We start from the raw sequence: 17,268 nt of genomic DNA, 5'->3' as shown, positions 1-17,268 counted from the left end.
TGGGTGAAGTCTGTCCCCGGTCAGCGGCTGCGGTCAGCCCGGCCAGGGGAGTGAACCGTTTACGCGGAACACTTCCACCGGGAAGTCGTAGCCCGCCGGGCTGTGGACGGCGTTGAAGCGGACGTGGGCGGCAGTGAGTTCGCACAGCCAGGCGTCCTGGAACTGCGGCCGGGGGCTGGCCAGCGCGGCGGGCGTGAACAGCGCGACGTTGATGCCGTGTTCGGGGTCGCGGGCGGAGGTGTATTCGAAGGCCTCGATGCCGGCCTCGCGCATCGCGGCACCCAGCGCCTGGCTGCCGGTGTAGTCGCTGGCGTGGGTGAGTTGCGCGGCGTGCTCGGCGAAGGGTGCGTGCTGCAGTTGCAGGCCGCGTTCGGTTTTATAGTCGGCGCCGAACAGCGTGTGCTGGGTGTCGAGCTTGCCCGGCGGCGGCACGGTCATGCCGTACCAGAAGACGAAGCGGTAATAGGCCGCCTCGGCCAGCGCCGTGCGCGTCTCGCGCGAGCCGTAGAACAGGCTGGGCTCGCTGCGCCGGCCAAAGCGGGAGCCGAATTTCAGCGGCGGATAGCGGAACGGCGTGGACAGCAGGTAATGCAGCGCCTCAGTGCCCCGCCGCTGCGGCGGCTTGGTGGCCTCGATCATTTCTTCCAGCACGGACTGGCGCGCGAGCGAGGCGACTAGTTGGTTGGTGGCGACCTGCTCCTGGCTTTCCACCAGGCGCTGCAGCGCGCCCGCGAGCGGGACGGGCGGCGCGGCGGCGAGCACGCCGTTCCAGTCGGTCATTCAGAGTTTTCCCCGGATGGCGTCGAGGTATTCGAGCACGGTGATCAGTCCCTGCACGGTCTTGACCTGCTCGGCCGGGACGCCGCCGGTGTGGCGGTTTTCGGTGCGCATCCAGTGCGCCATCTGTTCGGGCTCGCCGCCGGTCAGCGTGTACAAGGCGCGGTAGCAGCGGATGAACAGCAGCGCGAGTTCGCCCGCCTTGCTGTCGGGATCGACACGGCCGCGGCTGATGGCGGTGCGGTCCTTGCCGACGATGGCGCCCAGCTCGACCTGGCTCATGCCGAGATACCGGCCGGCATTGACCAGCGCCTCGTTGAGGACGTCCGCCTTGTCGGGGGTGGCGGCGGTGGCGGGTTTCACGGGGAGGGGCTCCTTCTGCGCATAGGGCACACTATACACTACTATCGTGCATATTGCACAGAAAATTAGGCTGGAGAGGCGCGAAAACGGAGCGATCTGGAGGGGGGCGGGTTTTTACAGCGGATTCGAGGGGTAATTGTAGCCCGGATAGAGGTGCAGCGCACCGGCATCCGGGGGAAAGGAGGCAGATTCGCGGGCAGGGGGACAGATTTCAAATCTGTCCCCCATGTCTTTGTGTGCCCCGAATTGACGCAGACAATTTTGTATATACAATTCCATGCATACAGGCAAACGGAATTGCCGTATGCACTTCTCATGGGATGAGAACAAAAACCGCGCGAACCGGCTCAAGCACGGCGTCAGCTTTGAGCTGGCGCAGGAGGTGTTCGACGACCCGCTCGCGCTGAGCCGGCTGGATCGGATCGCCGGCAGCGAACAGCGCTGGCACACCCTAGGCAGGGTCGAGGGTGTCCTGTTGCTGGTGAGTCACACGGCATTCGAACACGAGGGCGAGGAAGTCATTCGGATCATCTCGGCGCGAAAAGCCACCGCGCACGAACGGAGACAGTATGAGCAAGACTAAGCCACCGGCAAAGCGAAAAGCGGAGATCGACGCCCTCAAGCGTATGCCGGACGCGAAGATCGCCACCGACGACATCCCCGAGGTGCGCGACTGGGACGAAGCCGTGCGCGGCCGCTTCTATCGCCCGGTCAAGAAGGCCGTGAGCCTGCGCCTCGACGCGGATGTGCTGGCCTGGTTCAAGACACAAAACGAGAAGTATCAGTCCAAGATCAATGAAGTCCTGCGTGAGTACATGAGAAGGAACATGTAATTCCCGCGTAGAGATGAGTGGGACGGATTGGGCGCGGAAAGGAGTGCAGATTTGCGGGAAGGGGGACAGATTTCAAATCTGTCCCCCTTGCATGGATGGCGTGCTGGCATGGGGACGGACTGGAAGTCCGTCCCCGTCGGTTCACCCAGGGACAGATCAAATCTGTCCCCGTGGCAGCGAGGGCAAAGGGCAATCAGGCGGCGTAGGGGTGCACGCGCCGCTCCACCTCGGCGCCGACGGTGCGCTGGGCCAGGCGCAGGTCGTAGTCCGCCTGCAATCCCATCCATGTTTCGGGCGAGACGCTGAAGTAGCGGCCGAGGCGCAGGGCGGTGTCGGCGCTGATGGCGCGGTTGCCGTTGACGATCGCGCTGATGCGGCCTGGCGGCACGGCGATGTCGCGCGCGAGGCGGTTGATGCTGATATCGAGCGGCCGCATGAATTCCTCCAGCAGGATCTCGCCGGGGTGGATGGGCTCCAGGGATTTTTGCTTGGTGGCCATGCTCGCTCTCTCAATGGTAATCCACGATCTCGACATCGAATGCGTCGCCATCCTCCCAGCGGAAACAGATCCTCCACTGGTCGTTGACGCGGATGCTGTACTGCCCGTTGCGATCGCCTTTCAGCACCTCAAACCGGTTGCCCGGCGGGACTCGAAGATCCTGGAGTCGCTTTGCCTGGCTCAGATACAGGAGCTTGCGGCGCGCGACCCGCTCGATCGCCCGGAACCGCGGCACCTCCTGATCATGGAACAGCGCCTCGACCTCGCGGTCGCGGAATGTTCGAATCATCGGCCTCCAGACTATTACGCCACGCGTAATATGTCAAACAGCATGGCGCCACTCCCTGGCGCCATATCGAGTGCCAGTATAGATACTCGAATCCTTGTTGTGACCAAGACGTTTGAATTAGCCAGCAAGTGTTGTATGGAATCCGCAGGAAGGGGGACAGATTTGAAATCTGTCCCCCGGTTAAGTGTTTATGCCGCACGCCGGGAAGTCACCGCGAGCTGGATTTGTTCGTGGTCCTGCAGCGCCTTGAGGATGGCGAACAGGCTCTCCGCGGTGGGATTGCCGCGCGGTCCGAGCATGCGCTGGAGGCTCTTGCTGGGCTTTCCGGTCGCCTTGGCGAGTTCATCGAAGGTGAGTGTGGCGTTGACGTAGTCGCGCAGCATGGCCTTGCCGGCTGCAAGATCCCCCGCGAGAAGTTCGTTGACGGCCTCTTTGAGCATCGAGGTGCGAAAGCGTGTGTCGCTCTGGGCGCGCTGCCAGATCGTGGTGCGGAATTTCCGTGTGATCGGCATGGACCTTACTCTTTCTTGCGCGATTTGTAGTCGCGCCAGCGTTGTTGAGCTAACCGGATGTCGGCACTCTGGCCTTTCTTGCTGCCGCCACCGAGCAGAATGATCAATACGCTTCCATCCTGCCCGAAGTAGACGCGGTAACCCGGCCCGAAGTCGATCCGGTATTCCGTCACCCACTGCCCGACCGGTTTCACATGCGAGAGATTGCCCTGCTCCAGGCGATACAGCGCTGTCGTCACCCTGGCGGCGACATAGGGATCAAGCCGCATGAACCAGTCGGAGAACGGTGCGGAGCCATCCTGCCCCAGATATTCGACGACCTTCCGTGTCGACATGCCTTATGGTAACTCTTAGGTTACCTTTGTCAATATGGGAGGGGGGGCTGCGGGAAGGGGGACGATGCGGGAATGGGGACAGATTTCAAATCTGTCCCCCAATAGCTGTTTCGTAGCCCGGATAAAGGTGCGAAGCACCGGCATCCGGGGATGCAGGGCCTGTATTCCCGGATTTCGCTGCGCTCCATCCGGGCTACGATGCGGGGCCGCACTACACCCCGGGAACGGGGACGGACTGAAAGTCCGTCCCCATAGGTTCACCCGGGGACAGATTTCAAATCTGTCCCCTTAGCCATAGCTTACTTGACGCTGTAGCCGCGGCCTTCGAGGCAGGCGGTCATGGCGCGCAGGTACTGTTCGCGCTTGTCGGTGTGCTCGTCGGCGGGGACGTTGCCGCCGGGCTGGCTGGGGTCGTAGCCGGTCTGGTCGACGGACCACTGGTGGCACTCGAAGCGGTCGTCGGCCTGCTGTTGCTCGCCCTGCCCCTCCTTCGGATAGATGTACAGTTCCTCGGGCAGGCTCGCGTCCGCGTCGATCCGGCTGTCGTCGGGGGCCGCGACCACTTCATAGCCCGGCGCATTGCGGCGCCAGACGTAGTAGACGCCGTCGGCGTAATAATACGGCGTCGAGTCGACATAGAGCGTGGTGTAGTACGGCGGCAGGGCCGGTACGATGATGCCGAGCGGCGGCACGATGACGGTGAAGCCGACGCCGCCGTGGCGATACCAGATGCCGGCGTTGTAGTAGTAACGGATGCCGCGATACGGGATCACGCGGTAATAGCGCGGCAGGGTCGGTGCGACGTAGCCGCGCGGCGGGTAATAGCGGTTGTGGCCGTAGCGCTCGTCGTAGCGGTAACCACGGTCCTCGTAGTAGCGGCGGTCATGGTTGTCCTGGCCGCGAAAATCGCGCGGCGCGTTCATTGCGGGCGGACCGTTATGCCGTCCGCCGTCGCGCCCGTCGTTGCCATTGCCATAGCGGTCGGCCCAGGCCGGGGTGATCAGGACGGCAAGTATCAGCGCGGCGATGGCATGGGTGGCTGCGTTGCGTTTCATGGTTCCCCTCCTCTTTCGGGTGGCGTGGCTCAGCGCACGCTGTAGCCGCGGCCTTCGAGACATGCCGTCATGGCACGACGATATTCGCTCGCCTCGCGTTCCACGGCGGCCTGGCGTTCGGCCGTCTGGTGGTCGAGACGCGACTGCAGGCCCCGCGCCTCCTCGGCGCGTGCGGTGTCGGACGAGGCGCCGATCATCGCGCCCGCGACCGCGCCGGCCACGGCCCCTCCGCCAGCGTCATGCGGTCCCGCGACCATCGAACCGAGCAGCGCGCCGGTCACCGCGCCGACGGCGGTGTCATGGCCGGGCGCCGCGTCGGGCACGACTTCGAGACGCTGGTGCGGCGCGAGCTGCGGCGCGCTGGGATCGAAGCCGGTCTGCTTTTTCGCCCACAGATAGCATTCGTAGCGGTCACGGTCCTGCTGCGCGGCGCCCTGCTCGTGCAGTGGATAGTAATAGACTTGCGTGGGCGGCGGCCGTGGCGCGGGCGCGGCGACGGTGCGCGCCACCGGCGTCGAGGCGCAGGCCGCTACCGTAGTGCCAAGCGCGAGGATCACGAGACCTCTGCCGTAACGTCTGCCTGCTGTCATGGCCGCCTCCTGTGGGGATTCGCCGTCACTGTACCCGCCGCAAGCTGAACCGGCGCTGAACGGGTGCGATTGCCAGGGTCGTTTCAGGATTGGACCGGGGGCACGCCTGGGAAATTCGTCATGCGGTGTGTAAAGGTTTGTTTACACATGAGGACCGGCACAGGGATGCGCTTGAGGGGGACAGATTTCAAATCTGTCCCCCAACAACAGTTGCCCAACAACTGTGAATAGACGCCAGCTATTTCGTAGCCCGGATAAAGGTGCGAAGCACCGGCATCCGGGGATAACGGACCGAATCCCCCGGATTCCGCTGCGCTCCATCCGGGCTACGATGCGGGATCGCGCCGGGAAGAGCGAAGATTTGCCGTGGGACGACAGATTCGTCGTGAGAATGAGGACGGATTTCAAATCCGTCCCCCGACAGCTGTTTCGTATTTGTTCTTACACTTTTTGTGCATATTTGGCCGGAAACCGCTGCAATCCCTCCCTGTGCCGGCGGGCTGGCAATCGCGGGGGCACTTTGGTAACGTGTGACCAGTCTTTTGCACGCTTCCCGTGAATCCGCAGCGATAGCGGAATGAGTGCGACACGTAAGGGAACTCCATGACAACCACATCCTCGCGCCGTGTACGGCGATACAGCGGGGTTCTATGCCTTGCGCTCGCGGTGCTCATGTCGCGGGCGGCCGTCGCGGTGGACCTTTCGAAGTGCGGTCGCTGCCACGCCGCACCGCCGGTGACCGTGACGGCGGGTCCGGCCTGCGTGAGCTGTCACTCGGCGGAGCAGGATCTGGCGGAGGATAGCGCGCCCGCGTTCACGCAGGCGCTCGATGCCGAACCGACGGAGAAACCGCTCGATGCGGCGGCGCTCAAGCCGCGGCCCGCGCTCGACAGTACCGAACTGCTGCCGGGCATGCGGGTGCCGCTCTATTACGAGCACACGCGCATCGGCACGCATCCGAACGAGATGGTGCACATCCCCGCCGGTCCGTTCACGATGGGCACCGATGAACGGCTGCCCGACGAGGGCCCTGCGCATATCGTCGACCTGCCGGCCTACGACATCGACATGTACGAGGTGACCAACGGCCAGTACAAGGCCTTCATGGATGCGACCCGGCACCGTTCGCCGCCGCAGTTCGAGAACCGTACCTGGCCGGCGGGCAAGGTCGATCACCCGGTCGTCGGCGTGACCTGGAACGACGCACATGACTATTGCGAGTGGGCGGGCAAGCGCCTGCCGACCGACGAGGAATGGGAGAAGGCCGCGCGCGGGACCGATGCGCGACGGTATCCCTGGGGCGATGGGTTCGGCATGACGCGCGCGAACACGCCGCTGTACTGGAACTCGCAGCAGCGCGAGGGCGACACCAGCCCGGTCGGCGCCTTCGCCGAAGGCGTGAGCGCCTACGGGCTCTATGACATGACGGGGAATGTGTGGGAATGGACGGAGTCGTGGTATCGCGCCTATCCGGGCAACACGCATCCGAACGAGAACTACGGCGAACACTACAAGACGCTGAAGGGCGGCTCGTGGTGGGACTGCTCGTTCTACAAGTGCGGCATCTCGGCGCCGAGTTTCAACCGCTCGTTTTTCCTGAAGACGACGAAGAACAACAGCTTCGGTTTCCGCTGCGCGAAGGACGCGCACTGAGGAGGGAGAAGATATGCAGGCAGTGATTCATGGCGGCCGCTCTGTGGCACGGATATGGCTGGGCGCGACGATGATCGCCCTGCTCTGCGCCGGTGCCGCGGGCGCCGATGAGGCTGCGCGCGCCGGGGCGCGCGCGGATATGGTGCTGGTGCCGGCCGGCGAATTCGTCATGGGCAGCAACAAGGCCGAGCACGAGGGCGTCGCGGGCGAATTCGGAAACACCAAGCCGTGGTACATGGACGAGCACCCGGAACATCGCGTGCGGCTGCCCGCCTACTACATCGACCGCCATGAGGTAACCAACGCGGAGTATCGCGCGTTCTTCGCCGCGGTCGATATCCCGCCGCCCGACCACTGGCTCGATCGCGGCTACATCCTCAGCCTGAAGGACGACAAGCTGCGCGCGGTCGAGGTCGACAAGCTGCGCCAGCTCGCGGTGAAGACCTTCAAGCTCGACATCGACACGCGCCAGATGACGAAGGAACAGTTGCTGGACGCGATCCATGAGAAGATCGCGGTACAGGATCGCGAGCCGGTGATCTACGTGAGCTGGGCGGACGCCGACGCCTACTGCCGCTGGGCCGGCAAGCGCCTGCCCACTGAGGCCGAGTGGGAGAAGGCCGCGCGCGGCGCCGACGGGCAGGAGTTTCCCTGGGGCCCGGACTGGAAGGAAGGCATGAGCAACACCGGTGAGGCCGAGTGGGAAGACGGAGTCGCGCCGGTGGGCTCGTACGAGACCGACCGCTCGCCGTACGGGGTCTACGACATGGCCGGCAATGTCTCGGAGTGGGTCGCCGACTGGTACCGGGCCTACCCCGGCTCGCACTACCAGAGCGAGGCCTTCGGCGAGAAGTTCCGCGTCGTGCGCGGCGCCGGCCGCGGCGGCGAGGGCCACTACGCCCTGCACCTGTTCCAGCGCGGCGCCTACCGCTTCAACCAGCCCCCCGACTCCCGCTTCAACGACCTCGGCTTCCGCTGCGCCGCCGACGCCCCCCAGCCCCACTAACCCAGCCAAATCCCTGACGCTGGGGACAGATTTATTTTCCCGGCACGAGAGACAGCCTTTTGACGTTGGGGACAGATTTATTTTCCGAGCCAGACATGGGGACAGATTTGAAATCTGTCCCCAACCATTAGCAGAAAATAAATCTGTCCCCAACGTCAAAAGTTTGAACTCATGGGCGGGAAAATAAATCTGTCCCCGATTATGAAGTATAGTTATTGCATCATGCTGATGATCGTTTCGCTCACTGGAAGGAGTCGCCGCGATGCTGCTGAATAGCAAGAACCTTCATGTCTGTCTGCTGCTGGCGCCAGTCCTGTTACTGACCGCCGGCTGCCAGACCATGTATTACGGCACGATGGAGAAGTTCGGCATCGAGAAGCGCGACATCCTTGTCAAGCGGGTCGACAAGGCGCGTGAGGCGCAGCAGGACGCGAAGGAGCAGTTCGCCTCGGCACTGGACGAGTTCATCGCGGTGACCGGCTATGAGGGCGGCGACCTGGAGGCTCAATACAAGACTCTCAAGGACGAATACGACGAAAGCGTTGAACGCGCCGAGGAGGTGAAGTCGCGCATCGACGACGTGAGGGACGTCGCGGACAGCCTGTTCGCGGAGTGGAACGAGGAACTGGGCAAGTACACCGACCCGAACCTGAAACGCGCCAGCGCGCAGCAGTTGAAGAGCACGCAGGCATCCTACAAGAAACTCATCACGGCGATGGATGCGGCGGAGAAGAAGATCCACCCGGTGCTGAACGCCTTTCAGGACCGCGTGCTGTTCCTGAAGCACAACCTCAATGCCAGCGCAATCGCCTCGCTGCGCAATCAGAAGATGAACATCGAGAAGGACATCTCGGCGCTGATCCGCGACATGAACACATCGATCGCCGAGGCGGACAAGTTCATCGATTCGATGTCGACCACCGAGAAATAGTCCATTTGGCAGTGCGATGCATCGCAAGAATTGCCACGCATGCCCGCCCCATGCACGCGGGCCCCGGCATCACTTCCGGCTACGAACCGGGGTCCGGCTCCATCCCCGCGCCAGACGCATCATCTGAGATGAAATTCGCTTTGCGGCGACGAGCTGTTACTGGACATGACCCACTCGACAAATCCGCCAGCGGTCCTGCTGCTAATTAGAATCAGGCCAATCACACAAAGCGCTCATCGGATGAAGCTTCAGGCATTCGTCAAGCCATTGGTCCTTCTGCCGGATCGAAATACTATGCCGGCCCGCTGCTGTTTAGACTAATTCTTTCCTGAGCCGCCCCAGGCGATTCCTAGTCTCCTCGATCGCTTCATTTCACAACTCCGCGGCCCGATTGACGGGCCCTGGAGCGCGTCGGTCGATTCTCACCCATGTTCCTGCACATTCCAGCCGGAGCTGAAGGGTTCCAGATTAATCTTCCACAGGCACACGCCGATATCACCTTGGCGAAATACCGGGATTTCGGGCGATCAGTTTTTGCCATGCCGTCAACATTAGAAAATTATCCAATAAACCGGACGCGCCATGGATATTACCCACGCGGACAGCACAGAGCAGCTGAATGTCAAGACCAAAAGTATGGTGTTGCTCGGCGCATTTGCGATCTGGGCGGCTCTGGCCTTGTTCGTGGTTTATGAGTACAGATACGATAGAGATATAGCCCTCAAGGAACTGAACGCAGAAGTTAGAACGGAGAGCCAATCCAAAACGCGCGAGCTGGAAGCCCTGTTCCAGGAATTATATATCGCGACGAGAACGATTTCGCTGTTACCGGCGTTGCGCCACATCAGCCCCCAGAATCGCGTTTCCGCAACCGATGACGTGATCGATAACGTCCGGTTCCATGATACCGACGCAGATGTCGTTCAACAGCTCTATAATCACGCCGCCTCGATTGCCTCCATTTCTGAAATATATATCACATACGCCGGCTTCAATCCGGGGGAAGGCGAAGTACCCTTTGTCATGTACGACAATGTCATTGTCGACAGGATTCATGCCAATAACAAATTTAATACCCGCATCGGCCTGATTGACAACCCATCCGACATCCCGGTCGAGGATGAATCCGAAGAGTATGTCTATCTAAGTCAATCGCTGAAGACACTTCAGAGGAAATTCGCACAGATACCGGAAAACGCGCCGGACAACATCCCGTTTGACATATCGCCGATCATGATTACCTGCGATAACTCGCAGTACCAATCCAAGAGCCTCGGCGACCCGAACAACCGGCTCGGATTCATACTGTCGGTACCGATCTACAGCGATACGGATGGAACCTTCAAGGGCCTTGTATCGACCGTTGTGCGGACGAATATCATCGAAGCCCGCCTCATTGGCTGGCCGAACATTCCCGTCACCGACCAGGAGAAGCGCAGCCTTGCCATCAACGGCCTCGCGAACATCCCTCCCAGCAATTACATTTTGACCAACAACAGAAGCGGAATGGCGATTTTCGACCGGCGTAATTCGCGTATCCAACAAGACCTGCAGCAGCCAGACCGGATGGGCTCCGGCCTTAGCATGGATATCATGGTCAACGGCGAATCCGTCTGGACATTGCACAGGCTGATTCCCCAGGAACAGATCAGCAATATACTCGTGGCACCCAGGGAAAAGCTTATTTCACAACTGCTGATATTTTCACTGCTGGTAATCATCCTGGCCGGAAGCTTCTGGTATAAGTTCTACCGCAGACTGTCGACCGATCTTAACCATGTCGCAGCTCACGACGCGTTGACCGGCCTTCCCAACAGGCGCGACCTTTACGCCAATATAGCCGCGCTTCTGGAGATCTCCAGAGACAGATCACAGCAACTGGCACTGCTGATGATCGATCTGGACAAGTTCAAGGAAATTAACGACTCCCTGGGTCATGTCGCGGGAGACCAGCTTTTGGTCGAGGTCGCTCGGCGCTTTAAGGAATCCCTGCGGGGTTCGGATACGGTTGCCGTCGTAGCTGAAGCAGACGCCGATGATGCCATACCGCCCTCTGTCGGCCGGCTCGGTGGCGATGAGTTCCTGGTAATTCTCCCCAATATTGGCAGCCAGGCCAACGCCATCATGACCTGCGAGCGCCTGCTCTCCTGCCTCACAAAGCCGATATCCGTCGATGGGTATTCCGTCTACTGTCATGCAAGCATCGGGATTGCGCTTTACCCAAATCATGGTGATAACTCCGAAACACTGCTCCGCAATGCAGACAGCGCCATGTACCGCGCCAAGAAGATACGTGGTTGCAGCTTGTCCGTCTACGATACCGTGTTAAGTAAAACCACCGTTCGCCACATGCGGTTGCTAGGCGACCTGCATGCTGCCGTAATCAACAAGGAGTTTTTCCTCAACTATCAGCCAATCTATGATAGCCAGCGCGACAAGATACATACGGTCGAAGCGCTGCTGCGCTGGCGCCATCCGGAGATGGGATTGATCTCGCCCGATGAATTCATACCCCTACTGGAACAGACCGGAATGATCGTGGATGTCGGAACCTGGGTGTTGCGCATGGCATGCCGGCAACTGAAAGAGTGGGCATCGGCCGGCTCCACCATCAATAGAGTATCTGTCAACGTTTCCGTGGTTCAGCTCAACCAATCCGACTTCTCGTCCACCGCCATCGAAGTCCTCAAAGAAGAGAATGTAAATCCCAACTCGATAATCATCGAGATCACCGAGTCGGTATTTATCGAAAACTCAGATGCCCACATAAACCAGCTCCAGAAGATACGCGATGCCGGCAGCATGATCGCCCTGGATGATTTCGGCACGGGCTATTCTTCGCTCAATTATTTGATGCGCTTGCCCGTGGACATTATCAAGATCGACCGGTCCATGGTGGTTCGTCATACCGACCAGACCTGCCGCGCAATCCTGCGGGCCTTGTCCGACATAGCCCGGCATATGAACATACGTTGCATCGCCGAGGGCATTGAAACCGCGGAGGAATATCGGTCTCTGGTCGAATTGAATTACAGCATGATCCAGGGCTGGCTAATCGCAAAACCGATGCTTGCTGACGAAGCGGACAGATTATCCAGGGTTTTCGGGATAGACACGCTTTTCCTGGATAAGAAATTTTCTTCCGTACCCATCCTGAAACAGGCGAATCAGCACTGACACCGCCGTTCCGGCCCCGCGGAATCTCAACACCGCCGCGACGCCCACACAGCCTTCACTATGGTTTGACGAACTTCAGCGTGAAGCGATCGCTCTCCCCGATGGCGAGATACTTGTCACGGTCCATGTCCTTCAGCGCGAAGGTCGGCGGCAGGGTCCAGACGCCTTTCGGGTGATCTTTGGTGTCCTTCGGGTTGGCATTGATCTCACTGCTGCCGATGAATTTGAATCCGGCCTTTTCCGCGAGCTGGATCGCATAGTCCTGGTTGACGTAGCCGGAGCGGGCCTTCGGGTCCTGCGCAGTTTCCGGATTGCCGCGATGCTCCACGACGCCGAGCACGCCGCCGGGCTTGAGCGCCGCGAACATGGCGGCGAAGACCTGCTCCGCGGTGCCGGCGGCCATCCAGTTGTGGATGTTGCGGAAGGTCAGCACCATGTCCGCCGACCCGGGCGGCGCGATCTCGGTCTTGTCGGGCGGCGCGAGCACCGTGATCTTCACCTTGCCGTAGAGGTCTGGCTCGGCATCCATCTTGTCCTTGAAGGCCTTCGTCGCGCGGCGGGCGAAATCCTGGCTCGATTCGGGATCGAGTCCGGCCGCGTAATAGGTGCCCTTGTCCTTCAGATATGGCGCGAGGATCTCGGTGTACCAGCCGCCGCCGGGAAAGATCTCGACCACGGTCATGTCATCCCGGATGCCAAAGAATTCCAGCGTCTCGAGCGGATGGCGGTATTGATCGCGCGCCATGTTCGCCTCCGAACGATGATCCCCGGCCAGCACGGTCTTCAACGCCGCGTCCTCGGCGAAGGCCGCTGTGGTGGCCAGAAATGACAGCGCGGCAAAGAGCCCGGACGCGGTACACAGGAATCTTGCAGTCATCGGTTTTCTCTCCCTGGGTTTATCCGATATTGGCAATATCCGGGGGCAGATTTACATCTGTCCCCCGACATGGCTGTTAGAAAATAGAAAATAAATCTGTCCCCGACGTCGGTGATTTGACGGTCATGAAAAAATGCATCTGTCCGCGGTACGAGAAAAGTTTATCGCCCGCCGGGATTATTTGCGCCCGGCCGCCAGCAGGTACTCGTGCGGGATGACCAGGCCGTGGTCGGTCTGAAAATCGCGCGCGAAACGGGCGATCTCGTCGCGGACACCGTCCTGCTCGGCGACCGGCATGGCATTGAACTGCTGCCGGAGGATCTCGGAGGCCTCCATGGCGCTCCAGTAGGCCTCGAAGGATTCGTACTGGTAATCGAAGCGGTGCGACGTGACGCTGAAGTGGGTAAAACCGGCGCTTTTCAGCAAGTCGTCGAGCACCCCGGGACCACCCAGCGAAGTGACCTTTTTGAGGGGCGGCTGGTGTTCCTCGGGCACGCGGTCCCTGAACGCGCGCGCGGCCCAGTTCATGGTGGTCATGGTTTCGGGTGTGCTCCAGACGGCGAAGGCGAAGGCGCCGCCGGGCTTGAGCACGCGATGGATCTCACGGCAACCCCTGAGCGGGTCTTCGAACAGCATGACGCCGAAGCGGCACAGGACCTTGTCGAAACTGGCGTCGGCGAAGGCGAGGTGCTCGGCCGGCATGGACTGGAAACCGATGTTCGGCAGGCGTTCCGCGGCGACCTTCTTCTGCGCGACCCGCACCATGCCCTCGGCGGCGTCGATGCCGGTGATGACGGCGTGCGGCTGGCGCCGGGCCAGCGTCAGCGCCGGCTCTCCGGTGCCGGAGGCGAGATCGAGCACCCTGTCGCCCGGCGCCACGGCCAGCGCCTGCAGCAGCGCCTCCCCCACCGGCGCAATCTGCGGCAGGAAGATATCGAACTTCTCCGCGATCTTGTCCCAGTCGGGCTGGTTGCCTTTATGACTCATGGATCCCCCTTATGCCGACTCAATGGCCTCATCATAACGCATTCGGGGACAGATTTATTTTTACCACGCCCCACCCCAACCATAAAACGTCAATTTACCAACGTTGGGGACAGATTTATTTATTCGATTTATTTATTCAAAATTTCCTCCACATTTCCTCCACGCCGAAGGGAGACGGGCTGCGGTCCATCCTCTTGCTCTGTGTTTCGGATCAACGGAGAGAAATCAGAAAAATAAATCTGTCCCCAACGTCGATGGCTTGACGGTAGGGAATAAATAAATCTGTCCCCGATTTGGGGTGTCATGGGTTTGTAAAGTTTTGCAAATATTCTGGCGGGGTTTAACTAACCGCCGGATGTTCCCTTGCTGACAGCATTTTTTGCACCAGCGCCTTCCCGCTCCGCTGCTGAACGATTCCCGCGCCGCGTTATCCAATTAATCAGAACATCGATCAAATAAGCCGCCCGCCCCGGGCAAAGGAAGGCTCTCTCATGCATATCGCGGACGTCACCATGTTCTACGCCCCGCAGAGCGGCGGTGTGCGCACGTATCTGACAGCGAAACATCGCCTGCTCACCGCCATGCCGGGCGTACGCCACAGCATCCTGGTACCTGGCGCAACGCAGGACAGGCAGGATGGGATTCATACAGTCGCCGCACCGCAGATCCCGTTCGGTAACGGCTACCGGTTCCCGTTGCGGACCCGACCGTGGCGCGAACGACTGGAACAGCTGCGCCCCGACGTGATCGAGGCCGGCGATCCCTACCGGCTGCCCTGGGCGGCGCTGGCGGCGGGCGAGCGCCTCGGCGTGCCGGTGGTCGGGTTTTATCACTCCGACCTGCCGCGCCTGATCCGTGCACGTTTCGGCAACATCTGGGGCGGACTCGCCCGCCACTATGTGAAACGCCTTTATCCCCGTTTCGATCTCACCCTCGCGCCGAGCCGGGTGATGGCGGACTATCTGGAGTCACTCGGCATACCCCGTGTGGCGGTGCAGCCGCTCGGTGTCGACACCGCGCTGTTTCATCCGTCCAAACGCGATCCCGGTGTGCGCCGCGAACTGGGACTGACGGAGTCGACACGCCTGCTGGTCTTCGCCGGACGCGGCGCGCGCGAGAAGAACATCCCCCTGCTGCTCGACACCCTCAGACACCTGGGACCGCGCTACCACCTGCTGCTGATCGGTCCCGGCATGCCGACGCATGACCTCCCCGCCAACGTCACGGCCTATCCGTATTATTTCGACGGCATGGCGGTATCGCGCTGGCTCGCGAGCGCGGACGCCTTCATCCATGGCGGCGCGCAGGAGACCTTCGGCCTGGTGGTGCTGGAGGCCATGGCGAGCGGTCTGCCGGTGATTGGCATCAACGCCGGCGCGGTCGCGGAGCTGGTCACACCGGGCAGCGGCATACTCGCGGACCGGGCCAGCCCTCGCTCCCTGGCCGAAGCGACTGAGTATCTGTTCATGCTTGACGTGCGGGCGATCGGCCAACTGGCCCGGATGCGCGTCGAGGCACAGTGGAGCTGGGACAGCGTGTTCCGCCAAATGCTCATCCGGTATGCCGGCCTGATCCGCAGCAGTGCGCCGCTGGCACTGACCCCCGCACACTATGCCTCTTGAGCCCGGCAAGGCGATGGCCGTCGTGCTGCACGACGTCGCGCCACAAACCTGGCCACTGTATGAACCCTTCATCGCCGCGCTCGATGCGCTCGGACCGCCCCCGCTCACGCTGCTGGTGGTGCCGGACTATCATCATCGCGGCGCGCTGAGCGCCCATCCCCGCTTCCGTGCCGCAATCGAGGCGCGCATTGCGCGCGGCGACGAGGTGGCCTTGCACGGATATTTTCACAGCGACGATGCGCCGCTGCGTCCGAATCCCCTCGACCTGTTCCGCCGCCGGCTCTACACCCACGAGGGCGAATTCGCCGCGCTCGATGCGGATGCGGCGCGTGACCGTCTCGAACGCGGCCACGCGCTGTTCGTGCGCCTGGGCTGGCCGGTGAGCGGATTCGTCGCGCCGGCCTGGCTGTTGAATCGCGCGGCGCGCGCCGCCCTCGCCGGCCTTCCGTTTCTGTACACCAGCACTCCCGCCGAACTGATCCGGCTGCCGGAGTGGCGGCCGCTCGCCGCGCCGTCGCTGGTCTGGTCCGCGCGCAGCGCATGGCGCCGGCGCATCTCGCGTTACTGGAACGAACGCCGGCTGCGCCTGAGCGCGGACCGGGACCTGATCCGGCTCGGCCTGCATCCGGTCGACATGCGCCACGGTGAGGTGCGTGCCTTCTGGCTGCGCGTCATCCGCGAGCTGCTGCCAGCGCGACGTGCGCTCACCAAGATCGAGTGGCTGCGGCGCGCGGCATGAAGACGCGCGCGCTGCTGATCGTCGGCTCCATCCTCGCCGGACTGGCGGTTGCGTACGGCTTCGGCGGCCCCGCGGCCTTCGCGCGCATCGCCCAACTGCCGGCATGGCCGTTCGCGGCGGGACTCGCGATGATCGCGCTGGGCTGGCTCGCGAACGCCGAACGGCTGCGCCTGCTGGTGGGCGGCCTCGGTCCACGCCTGACACGGCGCGAGGCCATTCCGCTGGTGATGGCGACCGAGTTTTCCTACGCGGCGACGCCGGCCGGCGCCGGCGGTCCGCTGACCGTGATCTACCTGCTGACCCGGCACGGCCTGCCCGCCGCCCGCGCGGCGGCGCTGTGCACGGTCGACCAGTTGCTCGACCTGGTGTTCTTTCTTTCCCTACTGCCGCTGCTCGCCGCGCTGCTGCTCGGGGGCTACGCGCCGGTCCAGTTGCAACACCAACTGCTGCTGCTCGCGCTGATGCTGGCCGGCGGACTGGGCCTGGCTGCCCTGGCACTGTGGAAATATCGCCGCGTCCTGTTGTTCACCGGCCGGCTGCTGCGTGTACTGCGAATCCGGCGCGCGCGCCGCGTGCGTCTGGCACGTGCCTTCATGCGCTTCCGGACTGGCATCCGCCTGATCCTCGCCCTGCCGCGGCGGCGACTGCTGGCGGTGTACGCCCTCTGCGCGGCGCACTGGCTGCTGCGTTACAGCGTGCTGTTCGTGCTGGTCAAGGGCGCCGGGGCCGAGGTCGCCTGGTCAACGCTGGTGCTGATACAGATGCTCGCGCTGACCGCCGGCCAGCTCAGCCTGCTACCGGGCGGCAGCGGCACGGTGGAACTCGCCTTCGGCGCGCTGATGTCGCGCTGGTTGGATCCCGCCACTGCCGTCGCGGTCATGCTCGAATGGCGGTTCGTGCTGTATTACTGGTACCTGCTCGCCGGGGCGCCGTTCTTCGCCACGCAGATCCTGCGCCGGCGGAAACAATCGACACTCAATCTCTCACGAACCGCCTGAACAAAAAATTAAGCGTCAATTTAAT

The 17,268-nt window shown here is 62.0% G+C and carries 19 protein-coding genes; 9 read left to right on the top strand and 10 right to left on the bottom strand.

The genetic code is table 11. From position 1 onward, the window contains the following. Positions 1-33: 33 nt before the first annotated feature. A complete protein-coding gene (locus tag IPM20_00610; GenBank protein MBK9130132.1) occupies positions 34-780 on the bottom strand; it encodes an RES family NAD+ phosphorylase in 747 nt (248 codons plus the stop codon). Then, entirely contained in the window at positions 781-1,059 is a 279-nt protein-coding gene (locus IPM20_00605; GenBank protein ID MBK9130131.1) for a DUF2384 domain-containing protein, read from the bottom strand. It lies immediately after the preceding gene. A 385-nt stretch (positions 1,060-1,444) separates the two neighbouring features. Between IPM20_00605 and IPM20_00600 the strand changes: the two genes are divergently transcribed. Further along, positions 1,445-1,723, top strand: coding sequence for a BrnT family toxin (locus IPM20_00600; GenBank protein MBK9130130.1), 279 nt, complete (start codon positions 1,445-1,447; stop codon positions 1,721-1,723). Beyond that, complete coding sequence (locus tag IPM20_00595; GenBank protein ID MBK9130129.1) at positions 1,710-1,973, top strand: BrnA antitoxin family protein; 264 nt, start codon at positions 1,710-1,712, stop codon at positions 1,971-1,973. Before IPM20_00600 ends, IPM20_00595 begins: the two co-directional genes overlap by 14 nt. A gap of 193 nt (positions 1,974-2,166) precedes the next feature. On the opposite strand, the gene IPM20_00590 is transcribed toward IPM20_00595, so the two are convergent. The 6 genes from IPM20_00590 to IPM20_00565 all read right to left on the bottom strand — a co-directional run bounded on the left by IPM20_00590 (position 2,167) and on the right by IPM20_00565 (position 5,253). Then, the gene (locus IPM20_00590) at positions 2,167-2,472 is read right to left on the bottom strand and encodes a HigA family addiction module antidote protein (GenBank protein ID MBK9130128.1); all 306 of its coding nucleotides are present in this window, start codon (positions 2,470-2,472) and stop codon (positions 2,167-2,169) included. A gap of 10 nt (positions 2,473-2,482) precedes the next feature. Next, positions 2,483-2,761: a type II toxin-antitoxin system RelE/ParE family toxin gene (locus tag IPM20_00585; GenBank protein MBK9130127.1), complete on the bottom strand. Its 279-nt coding sequence runs from the start codon at positions 2,759-2,761 to the stop codon at positions 2,483-2,485. Between the two features lie 188 nt (positions 2,762-2,949). After that, complete coding sequence (locus tag IPM20_00580) at positions 2,950-3,273, bottom strand: transcriptional regulator (protein ID MBK9130126.1); 324 nt, start codon at positions 3,271-3,273, stop codon at positions 2,950-2,952. Between the two features lie 5 nt (positions 3,274-3,278). After that, entirely contained in the window at positions 3,279-3,608 is a 330-nt protein-coding gene (locus IPM20_00575; protein ID MBK9130125.1) for a type II toxin-antitoxin system RelE/ParE family toxin, read from the bottom strand. A 299-nt stretch (positions 3,609-3,907) separates the two neighbouring features. Further along, positions 3,908-4,663 carry a hypothetical protein gene (locus tag IPM20_00570; protein ID MBK9130124.1) on the bottom strand — a complete coding sequence of 252 codons (756 nt, stop codon included), beginning with the start codon at positions 4,661-4,663 and terminating at the stop codon, positions 3,908-3,910. Positions 4,664-4,692: 29 nt separating this feature from the next. Then, a complete protein-coding gene (locus IPM20_00565; protein ID MBK9130123.1) occupies positions 4,693-5,253 on the bottom strand; it encodes a glycine zipper 2TM domain-containing protein in 561 nt (186 codons plus the stop codon). A 603-nt stretch (positions 5,254-5,856) separates the two neighbouring features. On the opposite strand from IPM20_00565, the gene IPM20_00560 reads away from it, so the two are divergent. From IPM20_00560 to IPM20_00545, 4 genes are all read left to right on the top strand, one after another. Next, positions 5,857-6,906, top strand: coding sequence for a formylglycine-generating enzyme family protein (locus IPM20_00560; GenBank protein MBK9130122.1), 1,050 nt, complete (start codon positions 5,857-5,859; stop codon positions 6,904-6,906). Between the two features lie 13 nt (positions 6,907-6,919). Then, on the top strand, positions 6,920-7,912 hold the full coding sequence (locus tag IPM20_00555; protein ID MBK9130121.1) for an SUMF1/EgtB/PvdO family nonheme iron enzyme: 993 nt from the start codon (positions 6,920-6,922) through the stop codon (positions 7,910-7,912). A 340-nt stretch (positions 7,913-8,252) separates the two neighbouring features. Further along, positions 8,253-8,843, top strand: coding sequence for a DUF2959 domain-containing protein (locus IPM20_00550; protein MBK9130120.1), 591 nt, complete (start codon positions 8,253-8,255; stop codon positions 8,841-8,843). Positions 8,844-9,425: 582 nt separating this feature from the next. Further along, entirely contained in the window at positions 9,426-12,020 is a 2,595-nt protein-coding gene (locus tag IPM20_00545) for an EAL domain-containing protein (protein ID MBK9130119.1), read from the top strand. Between the two features lie 58 nt (positions 12,021-12,078). On the opposite strand, the gene IPM20_00540 is transcribed toward IPM20_00545, so the two are convergent. Then, positions 12,079-12,897 (bottom strand): class I SAM-dependent methyltransferase, encoded by an 819-nt coding sequence (locus tag IPM20_00540; protein ID MBK9130118.1) that lies wholly within the window; start codon positions 12,895-12,897, stop codon positions 12,079-12,081. 177 nt (positions 12,898-13,074) lie between these two features. Beyond that, the gene (locus IPM20_00535) at positions 13,075-13,884 is read right to left on the bottom strand and encodes a methyltransferase domain-containing protein (GenBank protein MBK9130117.1); all 810 of its coding nucleotides are present in this window, start codon (positions 13,882-13,884) and stop codon (positions 13,075-13,077) included. 491 nt (positions 13,885-14,375) lie between these two features. On the opposite strand from IPM20_00535, the gene IPM20_00530 reads away from it, so the two are divergent. From IPM20_00530 to IPM20_00520, 3 genes are read left to right on the top strand one after another with little or no spacing between them, the layout of a single operon-like run. After that, a complete protein-coding gene (locus tag IPM20_00530; protein ID MBK9130116.1) occupies positions 14,376-15,506 on the top strand; it encodes a glycosyltransferase family 1 protein in 1,131 nt (376 codons plus the stop codon). Then, on the top strand, positions 15,496-16,245 hold the full coding sequence (locus IPM20_00525) for a polysaccharide deacetylase family protein (GenBank protein MBK9130115.1): 750 nt from the start codon (positions 15,496-15,498) through the stop codon (positions 16,243-16,245). The genes IPM20_00530 and IPM20_00525 overlap by 11 nt, the downstream gene beginning before the upstream one ends. After that, positions 16,242-17,243 carry a flippase-like domain-containing protein gene (locus tag IPM20_00520; GenBank protein ID MBK9130114.1) on the top strand — a complete coding sequence of 334 codons (1,002 nt, stop codon included), beginning with the start codon at positions 16,242-16,244 and terminating at the stop codon, positions 17,241-17,243. The genes IPM20_00525 and IPM20_00520 overlap by 4 nt, the downstream gene beginning before the upstream one ends. The last annotated feature ends 25 nt before the right edge of the window (positions 17,244-17,268 follow it).

The sequence above is a fragment of the Gammaproteobacteria bacterium genome (genome assembly GCA_016716465.1).
Lineage (GTDB): Bacteria > Pseudomonadota > Gammaproteobacteria > SZUA-140 > SZUA-140 > JADJWH01.
This window is presented reverse-complemented; position numbering and strand designations above follow the sequence as displayed.

What these genes read in the sequence shown, in the direction of transcription:
- IPM20_00610 (MBK9130132.1), bottom strand. Translation starts at nt 780, where the DNA reads ATGACCGACTGGAACGGCGTGCTCGCCGCCGCGCCGCCCGTCCCGCTC.
- IPM20_00605 (MBK9130131.1), bottom strand. Translation starts at nt 1,059, where the DNA reads ATGAGCCAGGTCGAGCTGGGCGCCATCGTCGGCAAGGACCGCACCGCC.
- IPM20_00600 (MBK9130130.1), top strand. Translation starts at nt 1,445, where the DNA reads ATGCACTTCTCATGGGATGAGAACAAAAACCGCGCGAACCGGCTCAAG.
- IPM20_00595 (MBK9130129.1), top strand. Translation starts at nt 1,710, where the DNA reads ATGAGCAAGACTAAGCCACCGGCAAAGCGAAAAGCGGAGATCGACGCC.
- IPM20_00590 (MBK9130128.1), bottom strand. Translation starts at nt 2,472, where the DNA reads ATGGCCACCAAGCAAAAATCCCTGGAGCCCATCCACCCCGGCGAGATC.
- IPM20_00585 (MBK9130127.1), bottom strand. Translation starts at nt 2,761, where the DNA reads ATGATTCGAACATTCCGCGACCGCGAGGTCGAGGCGCTGTTCCATGAT.
- IPM20_00580 (MBK9130126.1), bottom strand. Translation starts at nt 3,273, where the DNA reads ATGCCGATCACACGGAAATTCCGCACCACGATCTGGCAGCGCGCCCAG.
- IPM20_00575 (MBK9130125.1), bottom strand. Translation starts at nt 3,608, where the DNA reads ATGTCGACACGGAAGGTCGTCGAATATCTGGGGCAGGATGGCTCCGCA.
- IPM20_00570 (MBK9130124.1), bottom strand. Translation starts at nt 4,663, where the DNA reads ATGAAACGCAACGCAGCCACCCATGCCATCGCCGCGCTGATACTTGCC.
- IPM20_00565 (MBK9130123.1), bottom strand. Translation starts at nt 5,253, where the DNA reads ATGACAGCAGGCAGACGTTACGGCAGAGGTCTCGTGATCCTCGCGCTT.
- IPM20_00560 (MBK9130122.1), top strand. Translation starts at nt 5,857, where the DNA reads ATGACAACCACATCCTCGCGCCGTGTACGGCGATACAGCGGGGTTCTA.
- IPM20_00555 (MBK9130121.1), top strand. Translation starts at nt 6,920, where the DNA reads ATGCAGGCAGTGATTCATGGCGGCCGCTCTGTGGCACGGATATGGCTG.
- IPM20_00550 (MBK9130120.1), top strand. Translation starts at nt 8,253, where the DNA reads ATGTATTACGGCACGATGGAGAAGTTCGGCATCGAGAAGCGCGACATC.
- IPM20_00545 (MBK9130119.1), top strand. Translation starts at nt 9,426, where the DNA reads ATGGATATTACCCACGCGGACAGCACAGAGCAGCTGAATGTCAAGACC.
- IPM20_00540 (MBK9130118.1), bottom strand. Translation starts at nt 12,897, where the DNA reads ATGACTGCAAGATTCCTGTGTACCGCGTCCGGGCTCTTTGCCGCGCTG.
- IPM20_00535 (MBK9130117.1), bottom strand. Translation starts at nt 13,884, where the DNA reads ATGAGTCATAAAGGCAACCAGCCCGACTGGGACAAGATCGCGGAGAAG.
- IPM20_00530 (MBK9130116.1), top strand. Translation starts at nt 14,376, where the DNA reads ATGCATATCGCGGACGTCACCATGTTCTACGCCCCGCAGAGCGGCGGT.
- IPM20_00525 (MBK9130115.1), top strand. Translation starts at nt 15,496, where the DNA reads ATGCCTCTTGAGCCCGGCAAGGCGATGGCCGTCGTGCTGCACGACGTC.
- IPM20_00520 (MBK9130114.1), top strand. Translation starts at nt 16,242, where the DNA reads ATGAAGACGCGCGCGCTGCTGATCGTCGGCTCCATCCTCGCCGGACTG.